The sequence below is a fragment of the uncultured Methylibium sp. genome (assembly GCF_902826655.1).
GTDB lineage: Bacteria > Pseudomonadota > Gammaproteobacteria > Burkholderiales > Burkholderiaceae_C > Methylibium.
The window spans coordinates 1-19,697 of record NZ_CADEFR010000060.1 but is presented as its reverse complement, the minus strand read 5'-3'; the positions used below and the strand labels follow the sequence as shown (position 1 = coordinate 19,697).

Annotated in this window: 19 protein-coding genes; 8 read left to right on the top strand and 11 right to left on the bottom strand. The window is 71.2% G+C overall.

The features are described 5' to 3' along the window. The 5 genes from QZV97_RS17290 to QZV97_RS17270 form a co-directional block, all read left to right on the top strand. On the top strand, positions 1-399 hold a 399-nt coding region (locus tag QZV97_RS17290), incomplete at its 5' end, for a tripartite tricarboxylate transporter permease (RefSeq protein WP_295645388.1). 49 nt (positions 400-448) lie between these two features. After that, entirely contained in the window at positions 449-2,074 is a 1,626-nt protein-coding gene (locus tag QZV97_RS17285; protein ID WP_295645386.1) for a gamma-glutamyltransferase family protein, read from the top strand. Next, complete coding sequence (locus QZV97_RS17280) at positions 2,071-2,961, top strand: DMT family transporter (RefSeq protein WP_295645384.1); 891 nt, start codon at positions 2,071-2,073, stop codon at positions 2,959-2,961. Before QZV97_RS17285 ends, QZV97_RS17280 begins: the two co-directional genes overlap by 4 nt. A 10-nt stretch (positions 2,962-2,971) precedes the next feature. After that, positions 2,972-3,754, top strand: a complete 783-nt coding sequence (locus QZV97_RS17275; RefSeq protein ID WP_295645381.1) for an SDR family oxidoreductase — start codon at positions 2,972-2,974, stop codon at positions 3,752-3,754. After that, positions 3,754-4,404 (top strand): glutathione S-transferase, encoded by a 651-nt coding sequence (locus QZV97_RS17270; protein ID WP_295645378.1) that lies wholly within the window; start codon positions 3,754-3,756, stop codon positions 4,402-4,404. The genes QZV97_RS17275 and QZV97_RS17270 overlap by 1 nt, the downstream gene beginning before the upstream one ends. A 16-nt stretch (positions 4,405-4,420) precedes the next feature. Here the strand turns inward: QZV97_RS17270 and QZV97_RS17265 are convergent, their stop codons facing one another. The 3 genes from QZV97_RS17265 to QZV97_RS17255 all read right to left on the bottom strand — a co-directional run bounded on the left by QZV97_RS17265 (position 4,421) and on the right by QZV97_RS17255 (position 8,237). Continuing rightward, entirely contained in the window at positions 4,421-6,823 is a 2,403-nt protein-coding gene (locus QZV97_RS17265; protein ID WP_295645375.1) for a bifunctional diguanylate cyclase/phosphodiesterase, read from the bottom strand. A 150-nt stretch (positions 6,824-6,973) separates the two neighbouring features. After that, a complete protein-coding gene (locus QZV97_RS17260; RefSeq protein WP_366558914.1) occupies positions 6,974-7,879 on the bottom strand; it encodes a DMT family transporter in 906 nt (301 codons plus the stop codon). 43 nt (positions 7,880-7,922) lie between these two features. Then, complete coding sequence (locus tag QZV97_RS17255) at positions 7,923-8,237, bottom strand: DUF2007 domain-containing protein (protein WP_295645369.1); 315 nt, start codon at positions 8,235-8,237, stop codon at positions 7,923-7,925. 61 nt (positions 8,238-8,298) lie between these two features. Between QZV97_RS17255 and QZV97_RS17250 the strand changes: the two genes are divergently transcribed. After that, on the top strand, positions 8,299-9,288 hold the full coding sequence (locus QZV97_RS17250) for a quinone oxidoreductase (RefSeq protein ID WP_295645366.1): 990 nt from the start codon (positions 8,299-8,301) through the stop codon (positions 9,286-9,288). 7 nt (positions 9,289-9,295) lie between these two features. Here the strand turns inward: QZV97_RS17250 and QZV97_RS17245 are convergent, their stop codons facing one another. From QZV97_RS17245 to pqqA, 5 genes are all read right to left on the bottom strand, one after another. Continuing rightward, a complete protein-coding gene (locus tag QZV97_RS17245; RefSeq protein WP_295645362.1) occupies positions 9,296-10,261 on the bottom strand; it encodes a TAXI family TRAP transporter solute-binding subunit in 966 nt (321 codons plus the stop codon). An 11-nt stretch (positions 10,262-10,272) separates the two neighbouring features. After that, a complete protein-coding gene (gene lspA / locus QZV97_RS17240) occupies positions 10,273-10,767 on the bottom strand; it encodes a signal peptidase II (protein ID WP_295645359.1) in 495 nt (164 codons plus the stop codon). An 8-nt stretch (positions 10,768-10,775) separates the two neighbouring features. Continuing rightward, entirely contained in the window at positions 10,776-13,622 is a 2,847-nt protein-coding gene (gene ileS, locus QZV97_RS17235) for an isoleucine--tRNA ligase (protein WP_295645356.1), read from the bottom strand. Positions 13,623-13,706: 84 nt separating this feature from the next. Next, complete coding sequence (locus QZV97_RS17230; RefSeq protein ID WP_295645353.1) at positions 13,707-14,756, bottom strand: bifunctional riboflavin kinase/FAD synthetase; 1,050 nt, start codon at positions 14,754-14,756, stop codon at positions 13,707-13,709. 129 nt (positions 14,757-14,885) lie between these two features. Next, positions 14,886-14,960, bottom strand: a complete 75-nt coding sequence (pqqA, locus tag QZV97_RS17225; RefSeq protein ID WP_081771315.1) for a pyrroloquinoline quinone precursor peptide PqqA — start codon at positions 14,958-14,960, stop codon at positions 14,886-14,888. A 196-nt stretch (positions 14,961-15,156) separates the two neighbouring features. Here pqqA and QZV97_RS17220 point away from each other — a divergent pair, with 196 nt between their 5' ends. After that, entirely contained in the window at positions 15,157-16,533 is a 1,377-nt protein-coding gene (locus QZV97_RS17220; RefSeq protein WP_295645350.1) for a sensor histidine kinase, read from the top strand. Continuing rightward, positions 16,530-17,159: a response regulator transcription factor gene (locus QZV97_RS17215; protein WP_295645346.1), complete on the top strand. Its 630-nt coding sequence runs from the start codon at positions 16,530-16,532 to the stop codon at positions 17,157-17,159. The genes QZV97_RS17220 and QZV97_RS17215 overlap by 4 nt, the downstream gene beginning before the upstream one ends. Here the strand turns inward: QZV97_RS17215 and QZV97_RS17210 are convergent. The 3 genes from QZV97_RS17210 to QZV97_RS17200 form a co-directional block, all read right to left on the bottom strand. Then, the gene (locus QZV97_RS17210) at positions 17,119-17,868 is read right to left on the bottom strand and encodes a 16S rRNA pseudouridine(516) synthase (RefSeq protein ID WP_295645343.1); all 750 of its coding nucleotides are present in this window, start codon (positions 17,866-17,868) and stop codon (positions 17,119-17,121) included. The genes QZV97_RS17215 and QZV97_RS17210 overlap by 41 nt on opposite strands. A gap of 13 nt (positions 17,869-17,881) precedes the next feature. Beyond that, complete coding sequence (locus tag QZV97_RS17205; RefSeq protein WP_295645340.1) at positions 17,882-19,015, bottom strand: acyl-CoA dehydrogenase family protein; 1,134 nt, start codon at positions 19,013-19,015, stop codon at positions 17,882-17,884. Between the two features lies 1 nt (position 19,016). Then, positions 19,017-19,697 (bottom strand): acyl-CoA dehydrogenase family protein (locus QZV97_RS17200; RefSeq protein WP_295645337.1); only part of this gene is annotated, 681 nt, incomplete at its 5' end.

The window sequence follows — 19,697 nt, the reverse complement described above, 5'->3', positions numbered from 1 at the left end:
ATCCTGAACCTGCCGCTGATCGGCATCTGGATCAAGCTGCTGACCGTGCCCTACCGCTACCTGTTCCCGGCCATCCTGACCTTCTGCTGCATCGGCCTGTACACGCTCAACAACAACAACTTCGACGTGTTCATGGCGGCCGGCTTCGGCATCGTCGGCTACCTGTTCTACAAGCTGCACTGCGAGCCGGCGCCGCTGCTGCTGGGCTTCATCCTCGGGCCGATGATGGAAGAGAACCTGCGCCGCTCGCTGCTGCTGAGTCGCGGCGACTGGAGCACCTTCATCACGCGGCCGCTGTCGGCCGGGTTGCTGTTGGCGGCGGTCGCGCTGATCGTGATCGTGATGCTGCCGTCGATCAAGAACAAGCGCGAGGAAGCGTTCCACGAAGCGGACGATTGAGCGGCGCCGATCGGCGCGCACGTCGCGCCGATCGGTCATCATCCGTTCCATGAGTTCCTTCGACTACCGCTCGGGCTACCCGAGCACCCGCTTGCCGGTCTTCGCCCGCAACCTCGTCGCCACCTCCCACCCGCTGGCCGTGCAGGCCGGGCTGAAGATGTTGCAGGCCGGCGGCAACGCGGTCGACGCGGCCGTCGCCGCGGCGGCGGTGATGACCATCGTCGAGCCCTGCAGCAACGGCCTGGGCTCGGACGCCTTCTGCATCCTGTGGGACGGCCGGCGGCTCGTGGGGCTGAACGCCTCCGGGCGCGCGCCCGCCGCGTGGACGCCCGACTACTTCCGCCGCCAGCACGGGGTCGATGCCACGCGGCCGCCGCAGCGCGGCTGGGACAGCGTCACCGTGCCGGGGGCCGTCGCCGGCTGGATGGGCTTAAGCGAGCGCTACGGCAAGCTGCCCTTCGGCGACCTGCTGGCGCCGGCCATCGACATCGCCGAGCGCGGTTATGCCGTGCCGGTCGTCGTGCAGCAGAAGTGGGCCGCGGCATCCCGCGTCGAGGCGCTCGCCTCGCAGCCCGGCTTTGCGCCGACCTTCTTGCCGCGCGGCCGAGCGCCGGCCGTCGGCGAGCTGTTCAGGATGCCCGGCGCGGCGCGAACGCTGCGTGCCATCGCAGCCACCCGGGGCGAGGCCTACTACCGCGGCGAGATCGCCGCGGCGCTGGCGCGCCAGGCGCGCGAGCAGGGCGGCGCCATCACCGCTGACGACCTCGCGGCTTATCGCCCCGAGTGGGTCGACCCCATCGCCCGGCGCTACCGCGGCCACGTGCTGCACGAGATCCCGCCCAACGGGCAGGGCATCGCGGCGCTGATCGCCGCCGGCATCCTGGCGCACTTCGACGTCGCGGCGCTGCCGGTCGATGGCGTGGCCTCGCAGCACCTGCAGATCGAGGCGATGAAGCTTGCCTTCGCCGACACCTACCGCTACGTGGCCGAGCCGGCCAGCATGGAGGTGACCGCCGAACAGCTGCTCGACGACGCCTACCTCGCCGGCCGCGCCCGGCTGATCGACCCGAAGCGCGCCCAGGACTTCGGGGCCGGCAACCCCGCGAAGGGCGGCACCATCTACCTCAGCACGGCCGACGAGTCCGGGATGATGGTCAGCTTCATCCAGAGCAACTACATGGGTTTCGGGTCGGGCGTGGTCGTGCCCGACTACGGGCTGTCGCTGCAGAACCGCGGGCACGGCTTCAGCCTGCGCGCCGGCAGCGCCAACCTCGTCGCGCCGGGCAAGCGGCCCTTCCACACCATCATCCCGGCCTTCCTGAGCGACGCCGACGGTGCGCCGCGCATGAGCTTCGGCGTGATGGGGGCGAACATGCAGCCGCAGGGCCACCTGCAGACCCTCGTGCGCATGGTCGACTACGGCCAGCAGCCGCAGGCCGCCTGCGACGCACCGCGCTGGCGCTACAACGCGGGGCTCGAGATCAACGTCGAGGCCGGCATGGCCCCGGCGACGGTGCAGGGCCTGGCCGCGCTGGGCCATCGGATGGAAGTGATCCAGGACAGCTACCAGGACTTCGGCGCCGGCCAGTTCATCTGGCGTCTCGGCGACCCGGGCAGCGAAGGCTATGTCGCCGCCAGCGATCCGCGGCGCGACGGGCAGGCGGCGGGGTTTTGAATCCGACCGGCCTGCCCTGGGCGGGCCTCGCGCTCGCCGTCGCCGGCGCGGTCGCGTTCTCCGGCAAGGCCATCGTCGCCAAGCTGTTGTACCGCCATGGCGTCGATGCGGTGACGGTGCTGTTCTTCCGCATGCTGTTCGCGCTGCCCTTCTTCCTGGCGATGGCCTGGTGGGCAAGCCGCGGCAAGGCGCCGCTGACCTCGCAGGACCGGCGCATGGTCCTGCTGCTGGGCGTGACCGGCTACTACCTGGCGAGCTTCCTCGACTTCCTGGGGCTGCAGTACATCAGTGCCAGCCTCGAGCGGCTCATCCTCTACCTGAACCCGACGCTGGTGCTGGCGATCAGCGTCGTGATGTTCGGCCAGCGCGTCGGCGCGCGGCAGCTCGCGGCGATCGGCGTCAGCTACACCGGCGTGCTGCTGGTGTTCGGGCACGAGGTCGGCTCGCAGGGGCCGCACGCGGTGCTCGGCACGCTGCTGGTGTTCGGCAGCGCCGTCAGCTATGCGGTCTACCTGGCCTACAGCGGTGCGGTCGTGCAACGGCTGGGATCGCTGCGTCTGGTCGGCCTGGCCAGCACGGTGGCCTGTGCCTTGTGCATCGGCCAGTTCTTCGTGCTGCGCTCGGTGGACGTCGCCCTCGCGGTGCCGTCGCCGGTGATCTGGCTGTCGGTGCTGAACGCGACCGCGTGCACCGTGGCGCCGGTGCTGATGGTCATGATGGCGATCGAGCGCATCGGCCCCACGCTGGCCGCGCAGACCGGCATGGTCGGCCCGATGAGCACGCTGCTGATGGGCGTGGCGATCCTCGGCGAGCCCTTCACGCCGTGGATCGCCGCGGGCACGCTGCTGGTGCTGGCGGGCATCTGGTTGCTGGCAAAGTACCGCTAGGAGACGACACATGGACCTCGGCATCGCAGGCAAGTGGGCGCTGGTGTGCGCCGCGAGCAAGGGCCTTGGCAAGGGCTGCGCGCAGGCGCTGGCCGGCGAGGGCGTGAACCTGGTGGTCACGGCGCGCGGCGCCGACGCGCTGGAGGCGACGGCGCGCGAACTGCGCGCGATCCGCGCCGGCATCGAGGTGCGTGCAGTCGCCGGCGACATCGCCACCCCCGAGGGCCGCGCGGCGGCGCTGGGTGCCTGCCCGCAGGTCGACATCCTGGTCAACAACGCCGGCGGTCCGCCGCCCGGTGACTTCCGCGACTGGGACCGCGACGCCTGGATCCGTGCGCTCGACGCGAACATGCTCGCGCCGATCGAGCTGATGAAGGCAGTGGTCGACCCGATGATGGCGCGGGGCTTCGGGCGCATCGTCAACATCACCTCGGCCGCCGTGAAGGCGCCGATCGACATCCTCGGCCTGTCGAACGGCGCTCGCTCGGGGCTGACCGGCTTCGTGGCGGGACTCTCGCGCAAGACCGTGGCGCGCAACGTCACGATCAACAACCTGCTGCCCGGGCCGTTCGACACCGATCGCCTGAAGGCGACGATGGCCGGCGCCGCGCAGGCCGCCGGCAAGCCGATCGAGGAGGTGATGGCGCAACGCGCGCTGCAGAACCCGGCGCGGCGCTTCGGCACGGCCGCCGAGTTCGGCGCGGCCTGCGCCTTCCTGTGCAGCGCCCAGGCCGGGTTCATCACCGGGCAGAACCTGCTGATGGATGGGGGCGCCTACCCGGGAACGTTCTGATGGGCGCGAGCTACACGCTCTACGGCTCCGACGGCTCGGGGTCGGCGGCCGTGGAAGTGGCACTCGACTGGACCGGCGTGCGCTGGGCGCGCATCGACGCCGCGTCCTGGGAGCCCGGGCCGGGGCTGGAAGCGCTGAAGGGCGTCAATCCGCTGGGGCAGATCCCGACGCTGCTGCTGCCCGACGGCAGCGTGATGACCGAGAGCGCCGCGATCCTGATCCACCTGGGCCTGGTGCATCCGCGCAGCGGCTTGCTGCCGGCCGATGCCGCGGCCCGTGCGCGGGCGCTGCGCGGTCTCGTGTACGTGGCCGCCAACTGCTATGCGGCGATCGGTGTGGTCGACTTCCCCGGGCGCTGGCTCGCCGGCAGGCCGCGGCAGGCGACGCGCGATCGCCTGCATCAGGGCAGCCGCGAGCGGCTGCACGCGCTGTGGGATGCGTTCGCCGACCAGTTCGTCGGCGGCGATCCCTTCCTCGGCGGCGCGGCGCCGGATGCGCTCGACCTGCTGGCCGCGGTGGTCTCCAAGTGGTCGGGCACACGCCAGCACCTGGCGACGTCGCGGCCGGCCTTCTCGAAGTTGCTGAAGCGGGTGGAAGCGCACCCGCGCGTGGCACCGGTGCTCGACCGGCACTGGCCGCGCCGGCGCTGAGTCGCGCCGCTGCGCGTCAGCGGCGGGCGGCGACCCAGGCTTCGAAGGCGGGCGCCGGCAGCGGCTCGCCGACCAGCAGGCCCTGCAGCTCGTCGCAGCCGAGCTGGCGCAGGAAGTCGCGTTGCGCCTCGGTCTCCACGCCTTCGGCGATCACCGCCAGTTCGAGGCTGTGGCCGAGCTGCACGATGGCGCGCACGATCGCGCAGGCGTCGGCCCGCTGCGGGACGTCGCGCACGAAGGAGCCGTCGATCTTGACCTTGTCGATCGGCAGTTCCTTCAGGTGACCGAGCGAGGAGTAGCCGGTCCCGAAGTCGTCGACGGCCAGGCGAATGCCCAGGGCCTTGAGCCGGGCGAGCGAGGCCTTCACGTCGTCGAGGTCGTCCATCAGCATGCGTTCGGTGAGCTCGAGCTCGAGCCAGTCGCCGCGGGCCTGCTCCTCGTCGAGCAGGCGCGCCAGCCCGTCGACGAAACCGTGCTGCTGGAACTGCACGTTCGACAGGTTGACCGACACCGGCATCGTCAGACCCAGCTCCGCACGCCAGCGCTTCACGCAGCGCAACGCCTCGCGCAGCACCCACTGACCGATCGGCAGCATCAGGCGGCGTTCCTCCGCCACCGGCACGAAGTGCTCGGGCAGCAGCAGCCCGCGGCCCGGGTGGCGCCAGCGGATCAGCGCCTCGATGCCGACGAGCCGGCCGGTCGTCGCGTTCAGCTGCGGCTGGTAGTGCAGCTCGAAGGCCTGCGCTTCGAGCGCCTGGGCCAGCTCGCTCTCGACGACCAGCGCGTCGTAGGCGGCAGTGGCGAGTGTGCGGTCGAAGAACTGCACGTTGGCGCGGCCGCGCGACTTGGCGAGGTACATCGCGGCGTCGGCATGCTGGATCAGCTCGTCGGGCGTGCGGCCGTGCTCCGGGAAGAGCGCAACGCCGATCGACGGCGAGACCGAGATCGGCCGGCCGGCGACGTCGAGCGGCGCCTCGATGGCGGTCAGCAGCTTGCCGGCCACCTGCTCGATCACCGCGCGATCGGTGACGCCGGCGATCATCACCATGAACTCGTCGCCGCCGAAGCGTGCCACGAGGTCGTCGCCGCGCAGGCAGGACAGGATGCGCGCCGTGACGGTCTTGAGCAGCAGGTCGCCGGCCAGGTGGCCGAGCGAGTCGTTGACGCGCTTGAAGTGGTCGAGGTCGATGAACAGCAGCGCGATCTGCGCGTCGCCGGCGCGGTGCGAGGCGGTGCGCTGCTCGAGCTGCTGCACGAAGGACAGGCGGTTCGGCAGGCCGGTCAGCGCGTCGTGGTGGGCCAGGTGGTGGATGCGTGCCTGCGCGGCGACGCGCTCGCGGATGTCGCGCACGACCACCAGGCGCAGCTTCTCGCCGCCGCGCTCGATCGAGCGCGTGATCAGCTCGACGGGAATACGCTGTCCCTGCTTGCCCAGCGCCATGCTCTCGAAGCTGGTCTCGGCGCCGGCGGCCAGCACGCGCTGGGCCTTGTCGATGTGGTCGGGAGCGAGGAACTCCGAGGTGCGTCGGCCGATGACTTCCTTCGGCGCGTAGCCGGTCAGCTCGCAGATCGGTCCGTTGACGTCGAGCACGGTGCCGTCGCGATGGAACAGGATGCCCTCGGCGCTGGCCTCCATGAACTTGGCGAGTCGCTCCTCGGACTCGCGCACCGCGCGCTCGACCAGGCGATGCTTGGTGATGTCGGTGACGCGCACGAAGGCGCCGTAGAGCTCACCCTGCTCGCCCAGGTTGGGCAGCACGTCGACCTCGAGCCATTGCAGGCGGCCGGCGGCGTCGGCCAGCTCGCGCTCGTACGAGACCTGGCGGCGCGTCGCGACCACGGCCTCGATGTAGGGGCGGATCTGCTGCCAGCCTTTCTCGCCGACGATCTCGGCGGCCGTGCGGCCGAGGATGTTCTCGGTGGTCCAGCCCAGCGCCTGCGCGTAGTGGCGGTTCGCGAAGGTGCAGCGGAAGTCCTTCAGCTCGTAGTAGGCGATCAGCGCCGGCACGTTGTCGGCCAGCACGCGCAGCTGCGTCGTCTGCTCCAGCAGCGCCAGCTCGACCTGCTTGCCGGCGCTGATGTCGTGCAGCGAGCACAGGCACAGGTCGCTGGCGTCGCCGCCGCCCCAGCGGCCCTGGCAGTCCAGCCACAGGATGCTGCCGTCGTTCAGCAGCGCGTCGAGCTCGAGACGGAAGCGCGCCGGCGCCCCGGGGTTGGCCAGCGCGGCACGCAACTCCTCGCGGGCCACCGGCCCCAGCCGGTCGAGCCAGGCCGAGGAGCCGCGCTTCCAGCCCGTGGCCTGGGCGAGTGCGTCGTTCAGACCCAGCAGGCGCGCGTCGCGGCCGATGGCCATCATCATCCCGGGCAGCTGTTCCCAGTCGTGCTCGAAAGGAATGGCGATGGCGGCAGGCGTGTTCATCGTGCGGCGGGGTGTGGACTCATCATAGCCAGCGATGCTGCTAGCGCTGCTTCGATATCGCGGCTTCCCCCAAGAGGACGTGGGCTCGGGGGTGCATTCGGGGATGTTTTCCCCCAAACGGACTGCGGCCGACGCGCCACGGCACGCGGCTCAGCGCCGCGCTGCCGAGACGACGATGCCTGCGACGATCAGCCCGAAGGCCACGCCGTGGTACCACTGCGGCCACTCGCCGAGCAGCGCCGCAGACAGCAGCGCCGCGAACACCGGCGTCAGGTTGCTGAAGAACGCGGCGAGTGCCGGCCCGCCGAGCGACACGCCCAGGCCCCAGCAGCGGTAGGCGATGAGGGCCGGTCCGATCGCCACGTAGGCGAGCGCCGCGACGACCGCAGCGCTCCAGCGGATGTCCGCCGCGCCGGATGCCTGCTCCAGGCCACTGGCGCCGAGCGCGAAGACCAGCCCGAACATCACCTGGATCAGCAGGGTCTCGGACCAGTCCCAGGGTCGCGAGGCCGTGCCGTCCTGCACGCGCGGCTGGCCGTCGCCCTGGAGGTGCGCGGGCGGCCGCGCGAGCATCCAGCTGTAGAACGACCAAGCGATGATCGCGATCACGATGTAGAGGTCGCCGGCGACGAACTGCACGCGGGCCAGTGCCGCGGGGTCGCCACGCGCGATCACCAGCGCCACGCCGGCGAGCGACAACGCCGCCCCTGCGATCTGCCGGCGCTGCGGCTGCACCCCGTAGAACAGGGCGCCGACCGCGAGCATCCACACCGGCATGCTGGCTGCGATCAGCGTCACGTTGATCGGCGTCGAACTGACCAGCGCGAGGTACTGGAAGGCGTTGTACATGCCCACCCCCAGCGTGCCCAGCAGCAGCAGGTGGCGCCAGCGAGTCTTCAAGGCCCGCGGCTCGCGCAGCACGCGCCAGCCCAGCGGCAGCAGCAGGAGGAAGGCGAGGCTCCAGCGCAGCGCGTTCAGCGTCAGCGGCGGCACCTGGCCGACCATCAGGCGGCCGACCACCGCATTGCCGGCCCACAGCAGGGGCGGCACGGTCATCAGCAGGGCGATCCTTGCGCTGGGCAGCGACATCGGGACGGCGTCAGGGGTCCGACGCAGGCATGGCATGCCCGCAGTTCCAGCACTGCTCGAAGGGACCATCGATCCGCTCGGCGCAGCCGGGGCAGGTCCACAGGCGCTGCGGGCAGCGTTGCGCGTCGGCCAGCAGGGTCTCGGCGCGGTCGAACTGCTCGTCGTGCTGCACCCAGACTTCGGGCAGCGCCTGGTCAGGCGGGATCAGGCCGGTGCTGCCGCTCGCGAACGCACGCTGCACGCTGGCGGCGATGCCGGCTTCGCGCAGCAGGTCGGTCCACAGCGTCGCGATGGCGAGGTTGGGAGCGAGGCAAAGGCGGCGCATGTGCAAGGGTCGGGCAACGCTGGCACGATACCGGAGAATCCTCTCTCGACTCGGAGCGTCCATGTCAAAAGTCAAAGCGATCCAGGTGCAGCAGGCCGGCGGGGCCGACGCGATGCAGCTCGTGCAGGTCGACGTCGGCGAGCCCGGCCCCGGCGAGATCCGCATCCGCCACCAGGCCTGCGGCCTGAACTACATCGACGTGTACCAGCGTGCCGGCGTGTACCCGCTGCCGATGCCGCTGACGCTGGGCATGGAAGGCGCCGGCATCGTCGAAGCCGTCGGCGAGGGCGTGACGCACCTGAAGGCCGGCGACCGTGCGGCCTACGCCAGCCAGCCGCCGGGCGCCTACTGCGAAGCCCGCGTGATGCCGGCCAAGTGTGTGGTGAAGCTCCCCGACGGCATCGACTTCGAGACCGGTGCGGCGATGATGCTCAAGGGCCTGACCGCGCAGTACCTGCTGAAGAAGACGCTGCCGCAGGGCGGTCTGCAGCACGGCGACTTCGTGCTGTTCCAGGCAGCGGCCGGCGGCGTGGGGCTGATCGCCTGCCAGTGGGCGCGGGCCCTCGGTCTGCAGCTGATCGGCACCGCCGGCAGCGACGAGAAGTGCGCGCTGGCCCGCGAGTACGGTGCGACGCACGCGATCAACTACAAGCGCGAGGACTTCGCCGCGCGCGTGAAGGACATCACCGGCGGGCGCGGCGTGAAGGTCGTCTACGACTCGGTCGGCAAGGACACCTTCGAGAAGTCGCTCGACTGCCTCTCGCCGTTCGGGCTGATGGTCAGCTACGGCAACGCCTCCGGCAAGGTGCCGCCCGTCGAGACCGGCACGCTGGCGGCGAAGGGTTCGCTCTACCTGACGCGCCCGACGATCTTCACGCACCTCGCGACGCGGGAGAGCACGCAGGCCATGGCCGACGATCTGTTCGCGACCGTGTTGCGCGGCGACGTGAAGATCCCGGTCGAGCGCCGCTACGCGCTGGCCGACGTCGCCCAGGCCCACCGCGACCTCGAAGCGCGACTCACGGTCGGCTGCAGCGTGCTGATTCCCTGAGCGCGGCTCAGGCCGGCAGGCCCAGCTCGCGCATCGCGCGGCGCACGCCGGCGTGGATCAGTTCGGTGCGCGGGGCCGCGGCCAGGGTGTTGGCGAGCGTGGACTCTCCAGCCAATGGCAGGCGGCGCCGCAGGCCCTCGCGTCCGCGGTGCAGTGCCAGCGCGACGCGATGCATGACCTCGTCGGGCAGCGTGGCGCGGCCCAGCACCAGGCTCCACGAGCCCAGCGTGACGATGTCGCGATCCTGGCCGCGGTAGCTGCCGGCCGGTAGCGTCGTGCGGCGGATGAAGGGGTGCTTGTCGATGACGCGCTGCAGGCTCGCGTCGTCGGGCGCGATGAAGCGCGCACCGGCCGGGCCGTCGGCCACGGCGGTGAAGCCGGGCCAGGCCGAGCCGCCGCCCCACAGCGCGTCGATGCGGCCGTCGAGCAGCATCGCCGGGCCGTCGGCAGCCCGATCGAGGTAGGTCGACGCGAAGTCGCGCTCCAGGTCCAGCCCCAGACCGTCGGCCAGGTAGCGCGCCAGCACGACGAAGCCGGAGCCGCGCGCGCCCCAGGCGATGCGCCGCCCGCGCAGGTCGGCCAGCGTGCGCAGCGTGCCGTCGGCGCGCACGGCGAAGAGGCCCGAGTTCGGGTACATCGCGTTGACGATGCGCAGGCCGGTCGCCGCGGGGCGGCCGATGCCGGCGAAGGCCTCGTGCGCAACCTCGCCGGTGACGAGGCCCAGGTCCAGTGCGCCCGCTTCGAGCAGGGGCAGGTTCTCGGTGCTGCCGCGCGTGGCGCGCGGCTCGATGGCGAGCGTCGGGTCCGTCTCGTCGAGCGCGTCGGCGTAGGCCTGGCCGTAGACCTGGAAGCCGCCGCCTGGCGTGGCGGTACCGAGCGCCAGCCGTGTCGGACCGGCTGCCGCTGCGCGCGGCGGCAGCAGCGCAGCGACACCGGCACCGGCCAGCGCCAGCGCGAGTCGACGGCGTTGCATGCCGGGCCGCCTCAACCGCGGCGCACGCGGCGGATCTCGTCGAAGATCAGCAGCGCGGCACCGACGCTGATGGCGCTGTCGGCGACGTTGAAGGCCGGGAAGTGACTGCCGCCCCAGTGGAAGTCGAGGAAGTCGACGACGTAGCCGTGCAGCAGGCGATCGACCACGTTGCCGACGGCGCCGCCGAGGATCAGCGACAGCGCGGTCGCGAACAGCTTCTGGTGACCCTGGGTGCGCAGCATCCACAGGATGAAGACCGAGGCCACGACGCCCAGGCCGACGAAGAACCAGCGCTGCCAGCCGGACGCGCCGGCCAGGAAGCTGAAGGCCGCGCCGGTGTTGTGCACTCGCACGATGTTGAAGAAGTCGGTGACGTGGCGCGAGTCGCCGTACTGGAAGGCGCCGAGGATCAGCGTCTTGGTGACCTGGTCCAGCACCACCACCAGCATCGCGATGCCGAGCCAGACGAGCAGGCTGTTGCCGCGGCCCATCGATGTGTCGCCCATGCTCGGCCTCAGGCGACGCGGCGAACTTCGCCTGCGCCGTACAGGTTGCTGGTGCAGCGGCCGCAGATCGTCGGGTGGGCCGGGTCGTGGCCGACATCGTCGCGGTAGTGCCAGCAGCGTTCGCACTTGGGCGCGGTGCTGGGCGTGACGCTGACCGACAGGGCCTCTGCCTCGTCCACGGTGGCCGCGGAGGTGATGAAGACGAACTTCAGGTCCTCGCCCAGGCCGGCCAGCAGGGTCGCATCAGCAGCGGGTGCCCCGACCGCGACCGTCGCCTGCAGCGACGAGCCGACGCTGCCACTCCCGCGCACCGCCTCGATCTCCTTGTTGACCGCCTCCCGGATATCGCGGAGGCGCGACCACTTCGTGAGCAGCGCTGCGTCCGGTGCCGCGAAGCTCGCATAGGTCTGCTCGAAGATCGACGGCGACGCACCTGGCGCGAAGATCGCCCACGCCTCCTCGGCCGTGAAGCTGAGGAAGGGCGCCATCCAGCGCAGCATCGCGTGCGTGATCCGGTGCAGCGCCGTCTGCGCGCTGCGGCGCGCCGGCGACTTGGGTGCGGTCGTGTAGAGGCGGTCCTTCAGCACGTCGAGATAGAACGCGCCCAGGTCCTCGCTGCAGTAGACCTGCAGCTTGGCGACCACCGGGTGGAACTCGTAGACCTCGTAGTGCGCCAGGATCTCGGTCTGCAGCTGCGCGGCGCGCGCCAGCGCGTAGCGGTCGATCTCCAGCAGCTGGTCGTCGGGCACCGCGTCCTTCGCCGGGTCGAAGTCGCTGGTGTTGGCCAGCAGGAAGCGCAGCGTGTTGCGGATGCGACGGTAGGCATCGACCACGCGCGCGAGGATCTTGTCGTCGATGTTGAGGTCGCCCGAGTAGTCGGTGCTGGCGACCCACAGGCGGATGATCTCGGCGCCGAGCTTTTCGCTCACCGTCTGCGGCGCGACGGTGTTGCCCAGCGACTTGCTCATCTTGCGGCCCTGGCCGTCGGTCGCGAAGCCGTGGGTCAGCAGGCCGCGGTAGGGCGCCCGACCCTCGATCGCGCAGGCGATCAGCAGCGAACTGTGGAACCAGCCGCGGTGCTGGTCGTGGCCTTCGAGGTAGAGGTCGGCCTCGGGGCCGGTCTCGTGGCTGCCGCCGGGATGACTGCCGCGCAGCACGTGGAAGAAGGTCGAACCGGAGTCGAACCAGACGTCGAGGATGTCGCTGCTCTTGGCGTAGTCGTCGGCCTGCGCCCCCAGCCAGTCCGCCGCATCCAGGCGCGACCAGGCTTCGACGCCACCCTGCTCGACGAGGGCCACCGCACGGTCCATCAGCGCCAGCGTGTCGGGGTGCAGCTCGCCCGTCACCTTGTGCAGGAAGAAGGGCAGCGGCACGCCCCAGTTGCGCTGGCGGCTGATGCACCAGTCGGGCCGGTTGGCGATCATGTCGCGCAGGCGGGCGCGGCCGTTCTCGGGGTAGAAGGCCGTCGCGTCGATCGCCTCGAGCGCCGTCCGGCGCAGCGTCTGCGGCGCCTTGTCGACGGTGAACACGCCCTCGCCCTCGTCCATGCGCACGAACCACTGCGCGGCGGCGCGGTAGATCACCGGCGTCTTGTGGCGCCAGCAGTGTGGGTAGCTGTGGTCGAGCTTCGCGGTCGCCATCAGGCGGCCGGCGTCCTTCAGCGCCTCGACGATCACCGGGTTGGCCTTCCAGATGAACTGGCCGCCGAACAGCGGCAGCTCGGCCGCGTAGACGCCGTTGCCCTGCACCGGGTTCTGGATCTCGTCGTGCTTCATGCCGTGGGCGATGCACGAGTTGAAGTCGTCCACGCCGTAGGCCGGCGAGGAGTGGACGATGCCGGTGCCGTCCTCGGCCGTCGCGTAGTCGGCCAGGTAGACGGGACTCAGTCGGTCGTAGCCGGGATGCACGTGCGCCAGCGGGTGGTGGAAGTTCAGGCCCTCGAGCTTCTTGCCGGGCGTCGTCCCGACGACCTGGCCCGCGAGGCCGTAGCGCGCCAGGCACTTCTCGACCAGGGCGCTGGCGAGCAGCAGCAGGCCACGTTCGGTGTCGACCAGCGCGTACTCGAGCTCGGGGTTGAGGTTGAGCGCCTGGTTGGCGGGGATCGTCCACGGTGTCGTGGTCCAGATGACTGCAAAGGCGTCCTTGGCCAGCGACGGCAGGCCGAAGGCCGCGGCCAGCTTCGCCGGCTCGGCGGCGAGGAAGGCCACGTCCACCGTCGGCGAGGACTTGTCGGCGTACTCGATCTCGAACTCGGCCAGCGAGCTGCCGCAGTCGAAGCACCAGTACACGGGCTTCAGTCCGCGGTAGACGAAGCCGCGCTCCATCACGCGCTTCAGGGCACGGATCTCGCCGGCCTCGTTGCCGAAGTCCATCGTGCGGTAGGGGTGGTCCCAGTCGCCCAGCACGCCCAGGCGCTTGAAGTCGGCGCGCTGCTGATCGATCTGCTCGGTGGCGTAGGCGCGGCTCCGGGCCTGCACCTCGTCGCGGCTCAGCTTGCGGCCGTGCAGCTTCTCGATCTGGTTCTCGATCGGCAGGCCGTGGCAGTCCCAACCGGGCACATAGAGCGCGTCGTAGCCCGCCAGCTGGCGCGCCTTGACGATCATGTCCTTGAGCACCTTGTTCAGCGCGTGGCCGATGTGGAGCTGGCCGTTGGCGTAGGGCGGGCCGTCGTGCAGCACGAACCTGGGCCGGCCGACGCGGGCGTCGCGCAGGCGCTGGTAGGTGCCCTGCTGGTCCCACTGCTTGACCCAGCCCGGCTCGCGCTTCGGCAGGTCGCCGCGCATCGGGAAAGGCGTGTCCGGCAGGTTCAGCGTGGCGCGGTAGTCGGTGACGGTGGTCGGAGTGTCGGTGCTCATGGCGATCTCGGCGCGGCCGCGCGTCGGGACGGGCGCGGCGTGGAACTCGGGGGTCGGCGCAAGGCGGCGCGCCGCAAGGACGGGTCAGCCGCCCTGAATTCGATCGCGCGTGGTCTGGCGGCGCTCGGCCGCGTGCGCCCGCGGGGCGTGGGCGCTGAACCACGCACGCGCATCCTGCGTGTCCCGCGCGATCGCGGTGCTCAGTGCGTCGAGTCCGTCGTAGCGGGCTTCGTCGCGCAGTTTGTGCAGCAGTTCCACGCGCACGAGTTTACCGTAGCCCCCCTCGGGGCCGAGGCTCTCGGGCCAGTCGAGGCAGTGCACTTCCAGCAGCACGCGGCCGCTGTCGTCGACGGTGGGGCGCACGCCCAGGCTGGCCACGCCGTCCAGCGGCTCCGCGCCGAGGCCGTGCGTGCGCACGACGAAGATGCCGTGAGCGGCCGGGCGCGGGTGGGGGAAGCGCAGGTTCAGCGTGCGGAAGCCGCCGCGGCCGTCGGCCGCGACGCCGAGCGTGCGGCCCAGCTTGCGCCCATGCAGCACGTGGCCGCTGATGCTGTAGGCACGGCCCAGAAGGCGCGCCGCGAGGCCCATGTCCCCGGCCGCCAGCGCCTCGCGCACGGCCGAGCTGCTGACGCGCAGGCCGTGCACCTCGTAGCTCAGCATGCGGGCGACGTCGAAGCCGGCGGCCTCGCCGGCGGCGTCGAGCATCGCGTAGTCGCCGGCGCGTCGGGCGCCGAAGCGGAAGTCGTCGCCGACCAGCACGTAGCGCGCCTTCAGGCCCCGCAGCAGCACCTCGTCGATGAAGGCCTGCGGGCTCTGGCCGGCCAGGCGCTCGTCGAAGGGCAGGATCACGACCCGCTCGATGCCGCAACGCTCCAGCTCGCCGAGCTTGTCGCGCAGCGTCGCGATGCGCGCCGGCGCCTTGTCGGGCTGCCCGGCCCTGGCGGCGAAGAAGTCGCGCGGGTGGGGCTCGAAGCTCAGGACGGTGCTGACGAGGCCGCGGTGCAGCGCCTCGCTGCGCAGCAGCGCCAGCATCGCCTGGTGACCGCGGTGCACGCCGTCGAAGTTGCCGACCGTGACGGCGGCGGCGGCGGACTCGACGAGCAGGCTGTGGTGCAGACCGCGGAAGACTTGCATCGGGCGATTATCGCGACCGTGATTCCTTCGGGGCTGTCGGGTGCGCGAGCCGCGGTGCCAACGACAAAAAAGCCCGCCGAGGCGGGCTTTCCTGACCGGAGCGGCCTGGGCCGCGCCGGAACCGCTGGATCAGCGGTTCGAGATGTACATCGTGATCTCGAAGCCGTAACGCAGGTCGGTCGCTTGGGGCTTTTGCCATTGCATGGTGAGTCTCCTTCCAGAACGTTGCACAGGCCCGGTGGCACTGCGGAGTGGTGGGGCGTGATCAGAACCCGTCAACTCATGGCGCATCGTGCGCCTGGCGAGCCCGGCGCGGCAGGCCTCGCGCCATGAATCCCTCCTCATGATTTTCTGGATTCGCGCCGTCCGGCCGGCCGCGGGGGGCCGATACCATCGCCGCATGAGCCTGCGCCTGAAGATCCACCTGATCGTCGGCAGCCTGGTCACGCTGTTCGTGCTGGCGGTGATCGCGCTGCAGCTGCAGGCCACGCGCGACTCGGTGCGCGAGGAAGTCGTGGCCGCCAACCGGGTGGCCTCGCAGCTGCTGAACCGCACCGTGTGGCTGCAGGCGGCCCAGGGCAATGCCGCGATGCTGAGCTACCTGCACGGCCTGGGTCGCGTGCGGGCCAACGACATCATCCTCTTCGACGGTGCCGGCCAGCAGCTCTACCGCTCGCCGCCGTCGCCCTACAAGGCCGGTCGCGACGCGCCGGCCTGGTTCGCGTCGCTGATCGCGCCGCCGCACTCGGAACAGTCCATCGCCTTCCCCGACGGCCGGCTGGTGATCCGGGCCGACGCGTCGCGGGCCGCGGTCGACGCCTGGGATCAGTTCATCGTGCTGGCCGCCTCCGGCCTGGGCTTGCTGGTGGCAGTGAACCTCGTCGTCTACTGGGTCGTCGGGCGCACCGTCAAGCCATTCGGGCAGATCGTCGAGGCGCTGGGCCGCATCGAAGCCGGCCAGATGGACGTCAAGCTGCCGTCGCTGCCGGGGACCGAAGCGGCCGCGATCGGTGGCGCCTTCAACCGCATGGTCGACGGCGTCGCCGTCCGCATCGAGGCCGAGCGACGCGCGGCCCAGGCCGAGCGCGAGCTGTCCGACCGGCGCGACCTGGCGCGCTGGATCGACCGCCACCTCGAGCAGGAGCGCAAGCTGATCGCCCGCGAGCTGCACGACGAACTGGGCCAGTCGGTCACCGGCATGCGCAGCCTGGCGCTGTCGGTGGCGCAGCGCGTCGAGGCGCGGGACCCGGATGCCGCGAAGGCGGCGCGCGTGATCGCCGACGAGAGCTCGCGCCTGTACGACGCGATGCACGGCCTGATCCCGCGCCTGGCGCCGCTGGTGCTGGATGCCTTCGGCCTGGCCGATGCCTTGCGCGACCTGGCCGAGCGCACCCGCGTGAGCCAGCCCCAGGCGCGCATCGATTTGCAGCTGTCGCTCGGCGACGTGCAGCTGGGCAGCGAGGCCGCGCTGGCGCTCTACCGCGCCGCCCAGGAGGGCATGACCAATGCGCTGCGTCACGGCCAGGCGCAGCACCTGGAGGTCAGCCTCCGGGCCGACGGCGGCGGCGCGCAGCTCGAGGTGCAGGACGACGGCGCCGGTCTGGCGCCCGACTGGAAGGACAAGGCCCGGCAGGACGGCGGTCACTACGGTCTGCGCTGGCTGGCCGAGCGGGTCGAGGCGCTCGGCGGCCGCCTCGCCATCGCCAACCGCGCGGTGCGCGGGACGCAGCTGCAGGTGTGGTTGCCGTTCACCACGGCCGAGGAAGGAAGCTCGTGATCAAGGTGATGCTGGTCGACGACCATGCGCTGGTGCGCATGGGTTTCCGCATGCTGCTGGCCAACGCCGACATCGAGGTCGTCGCCGAGGCCGAAACCGGCGAGGAGGCCTGCCAGCAGGTTCCCAAGGTGAAGCCCGACGTGGTCGTGATGGACCTGTCGATGCCGGGCATGGGCGGGCTCGAAGCGGTGCGCCGCCTGCTGGCCCAGGACGCCAGGCTGAAGCTGCTGGTGCTGTCGGCCCACGAGGACACCGCCCACCCGCAGCGCGTGCTGCGCGCCGGCGCCCTGGGCTACCTGGCCAAGCGCAGCGCCCCCGACGCGCTGATCGCCGCGGTGACGGCGGTGTCGCGCGGCGAGCGCTATGTCGACGCGCAGACCGCCCAGCGCCTGGCCGTGGCCCAGATCGACGGCGAGTCCAGCCCGGCCGAGACGCTGAGCGAACGCGAGTTCTCGGTCTTCATCCAGCTCGCGCGCGGCGCCACGGTCGCGCAGATCGCCGAGACCCTGAAGCTGTCGCCCAGCACCGTGGGCACGCACCTGTACCACATCAAGCAGAAGCTGGGCGCCAGCAACCAGAGCGAGATCACGCTGGTGGCGTTGCGCTGGGGGCTGATCCAGGCCTGAGCCCGAGCCGGTCCCGCCCGGCCTCGTCGACCCAGCGCCACTGGCCGGGTGGCAGATCGGCGGGCAGCGCCAGCGCGCCGATCGCGCTGCGGTGCAGGGCCTCGCAGCGGTTGCCGACGGCCGCCAGCATGCGCTTGACCTGGTGGTACTTGCCCTCGGTCAGCGTGAGCCGCAGCGCCGACTCCCCGGTGCGTTCGGCCGCGGCGGCGCGCACCGGTGTCGGGTCGTCGCGCGGCTCGCCTCGCAGTACCACGCCGGCCAGCAGCTGCGCCACCTGCGCGTCGCTGACCGGGTGCTTGGCGCTCACCTCGTAGACCTTGGGTACGTGATGCTTCGGCGAGGTGAGGCGGTGCAGCAGCGGGCCGTCGTCGGTCAGCAGCAGCAGGCCGGTGGTGTCGACGTCGAGCCGGCCGACCGACTGCACGCCGCGCCGCCGCAGCGGTGGCGGCAGCAGCGTCATCACGCCCGGCGACGCACCCGGCCGCTGCGAGCATTCGTAGCCGGCCGGCTTGTGCAGCAGGATCAGCGCGCTCTCGGCGTAGGGCCAGGGACGGCCTTCGACCTCGAACTCGAGCCCGCGGGTGTCGACGTCTTCGTCGGGGTCGTCGATCAGGCGGTCGGCGTGCCGCACGCGGCCCGCCAGCAGCAGGGCCTCGCACTCGCGGCGCGTGCCGAAGCCCTGGCTGAACAGCACCTGCGACCAGCGCACCGCGCAGGCCGCGTCAGGCGAAGACGCCGGCCGTGTCCTGCATGCGGCGGCTCACCTCGCCCAGATGGTGCAGCGTGTCGCCGAAGCTCATCTCCAGCATCGTCAGGCGCTTGAAGTAGTGACTGCCGATGTACTCGTCGGTGACGCCGATGCCGCCGTGCAGCTGCACGCACTGCTGGCCGACGAAGCGCATGCTGTGGCCCAGCTGCACCTTCGCCTGCGACAGCGCGCGGCGCCGCGCCGCTGCCGCCTCGCCGAGCTTGAGTGTCGCGAAGTAGCTCATCGACCGCGCCAGCTCCAGCTGCATCTTCACGTCGGCGATGCGGTGGCGCAGCGCCTGGAAGCTGGCGATGGCCACGCCGAACTGCTTGCGCGTGTTCATGTACTCGACGGTGACCGCGAGCAGCTTGTCCATCAGGCCCACGGCCTCGGCACAGGCCGCGGCGATGCCGATGTCGACCGCATGCTCCAGCACCGCATGGCCGTCGGTGGTGATCAGCGTGGCGGGCGTGGACGCCAGCGTCAGCTCCGCGGCGCGCGCGCCGTCCTGCGTCGGATAGCCGCGCACGGCAGCGCCGGCGGCGCCCTTCTCGACCAGGAAGAGCGCGATGCCCTTCGCGTCGCTGTCGGCGCCCGCCGTGCGGGCCGGCACGATGAACGCATCGGCTTCGTCGCCGGCCGGCACCACGGCCTTGGCGCCGGTCAGCGTCCAGCCCCCATGGGCCTGCACGGCCTTCGTCGTCACCTGATCGAGGCGATAGCGCGCACCGCGCTCCTGGTGCGCCAGCACGACCAGCGCGGACGCGTCGGCGATCTTCGGCAGCCAGGCGGCCTGCAGCGCGTCCGGCGCGGTGCCGAGGACGGCCGGTGCGATCAGCGCGCCCTGCGCATAGGGTGCGTTGACGAGGCCGCGGCCCAGTTCCTCCTGCACCACCATCGCCTCGACCGGGCCGAAGCCCATGCCGCCGTGCGCGTCGGGCACGGCCAGCGCGGTCAGGCCCAGCTCGGCGAGTTCGCCGTAGACCTCGCGCGTCTTGCCGCCGGCCTTGGCGATGCCGTGGCGGCGTTCGAACGAGAAGCCCTTCTCGACCCAGCGCTGGACCGCGTCGCGCAGGGAGTTCTGGTCGTCGGTGAAGTCGAAGTCCATGTCAGCTCCCGAGCACGGTCTGAGCCACGATGTTCCTTTGAACTTCGTTGCTGCCGCCGTAGATCGTCGTCTTGCGCACGTTGAAGTAGGTCCCGGCCAGCGGCGCGAGGTGGGCCGCGCCGACGTGGTCGCCCTGCCAGCCGGCCTCCATCGCCTCGTGGATGAAGGGCAGGGTGCCGGGCCCGCCGGCCAGCATCATCAGCTCGGTGTAGCGCTGCTGGATCTCGGAGCCGCGGATCTTCAGCAGGCCGGCGACGTCGAGGGACTGCTTGCCGGATTTCTCGGCGCTCAGCACGCGCAGCACCATCATCTCGAGCGCGACGAGGTCGACCTCGAGCAGCGCGACCTGGTCGCGGAAGCGCTGGTCGTCGTAGACCCCTTCGGCCTTGGCGACGCGCTTCAGCCGCTCCAGCTCGCGCTTGCCGCGGTTCACGTCGGCGATGTTGGTGCGCTCGTGGGCCAGCAGGTACTTGGCGTAGGTCCAGCCCTTGTTCTCTTCGCCCACCAGCTGGTCGGCCGGCACCTCGACGTTGTCGAACCAGACCTCGTTGACCTCGTGTTCGCCGTCGAGCGTGATGATCGGTCGCACCGTGATGCCGGGCGACTTCATGTCGATCAGCAGGAAGCTGATGCCGGTCTGCGGCTTGCCTTCGTTGCTGGTGCGCACCAGGCAGAAGATCCA

Excerpts from the sequence above, each read along its gene's own strand:
- QZV97_RS17285 (WP_295645386.1), top strand. The coding sequence starts at position 449 with ATGAGTTCCTTCGACTACCGCTCGGGCTACCCGAGCACCCGCTTGCCG.
- QZV97_RS17275 (WP_295645381.1), top strand. The coding sequence starts at position 2,972 with ATGGACCTCGGCATCGCAGGCAAGTGGGCGCTGGTGTGCGCCGCGAGC.
- QZV97_RS17270 (WP_295645378.1), top strand. The coding sequence starts at position 3,754 with ATGGGCGCGAGCTACACGCTCTACGGCTCCGACGGCTCGGGGTCGGCG.
- QZV97_RS17265 (WP_295645375.1), bottom strand. The coding sequence starts at position 6,823 with ATGAACACGCCTGCCGCCATCGCCATTCCTTTCGAGCACGACTGGGAA.
- QZV97_RS17260 (WP_366558914.1), bottom strand. The coding sequence starts at position 7,879 with ATGACCGTGCCGCCCCTGCTGTGGGCCGGCAATGCGGTGGTCGGCCGC.
- QZV97_RS17255 (WP_295645369.1), bottom strand. The coding sequence starts at position 8,237 with ATGCGCCGCCTTTGCCTCGCTCCCAACCTCGCCATCGCGACGCTGTGG.
- QZV97_RS17250 (WP_295645366.1), top strand. The coding sequence starts at position 8,299 with ATGTCAAAAGTCAAAGCGATCCAGGTGCAGCAGGCCGGCGGGGCCGAC.
- QZV97_RS17245 (WP_295645362.1), bottom strand. The coding sequence starts at position 10,261 with ATGCAACGCCGTCGACTCGCGCTGGCGCTGGCCGGTGCCGGTGTCGCT.
- lspA (WP_295645359.1), bottom strand. The coding sequence starts at position 10,767 with ATGGGCGACACATCGATGGGCCGCGGCAACAGCCTGCTCGTCTGGCTC.
- ileS (WP_295645356.1), bottom strand. The coding sequence starts at position 13,622 with ATGAGCACCGACACTCCGACCACCGTCACCGACTACCGCGCCACGCTG.
- QZV97_RS17230 (WP_295645353.1), bottom strand. The coding sequence starts at position 14,756 with ATGCAAGTCTTCCGCGGTCTGCACCACAGCCTGCTCGTCGAGTCCGCC.
- QZV97_RS17220 (WP_295645350.1), top strand. The coding sequence starts at position 15,157 with ATGAGCCTGCGCCTGAAGATCCACCTGATCGTCGGCAGCCTGGTCACG.
- QZV97_RS17205 (WP_295645340.1), bottom strand. The coding sequence starts at position 19,015 with ATGGACTTCGACTTCACCGACGACCAGAACTCCCTGCGCGACGCGGTC.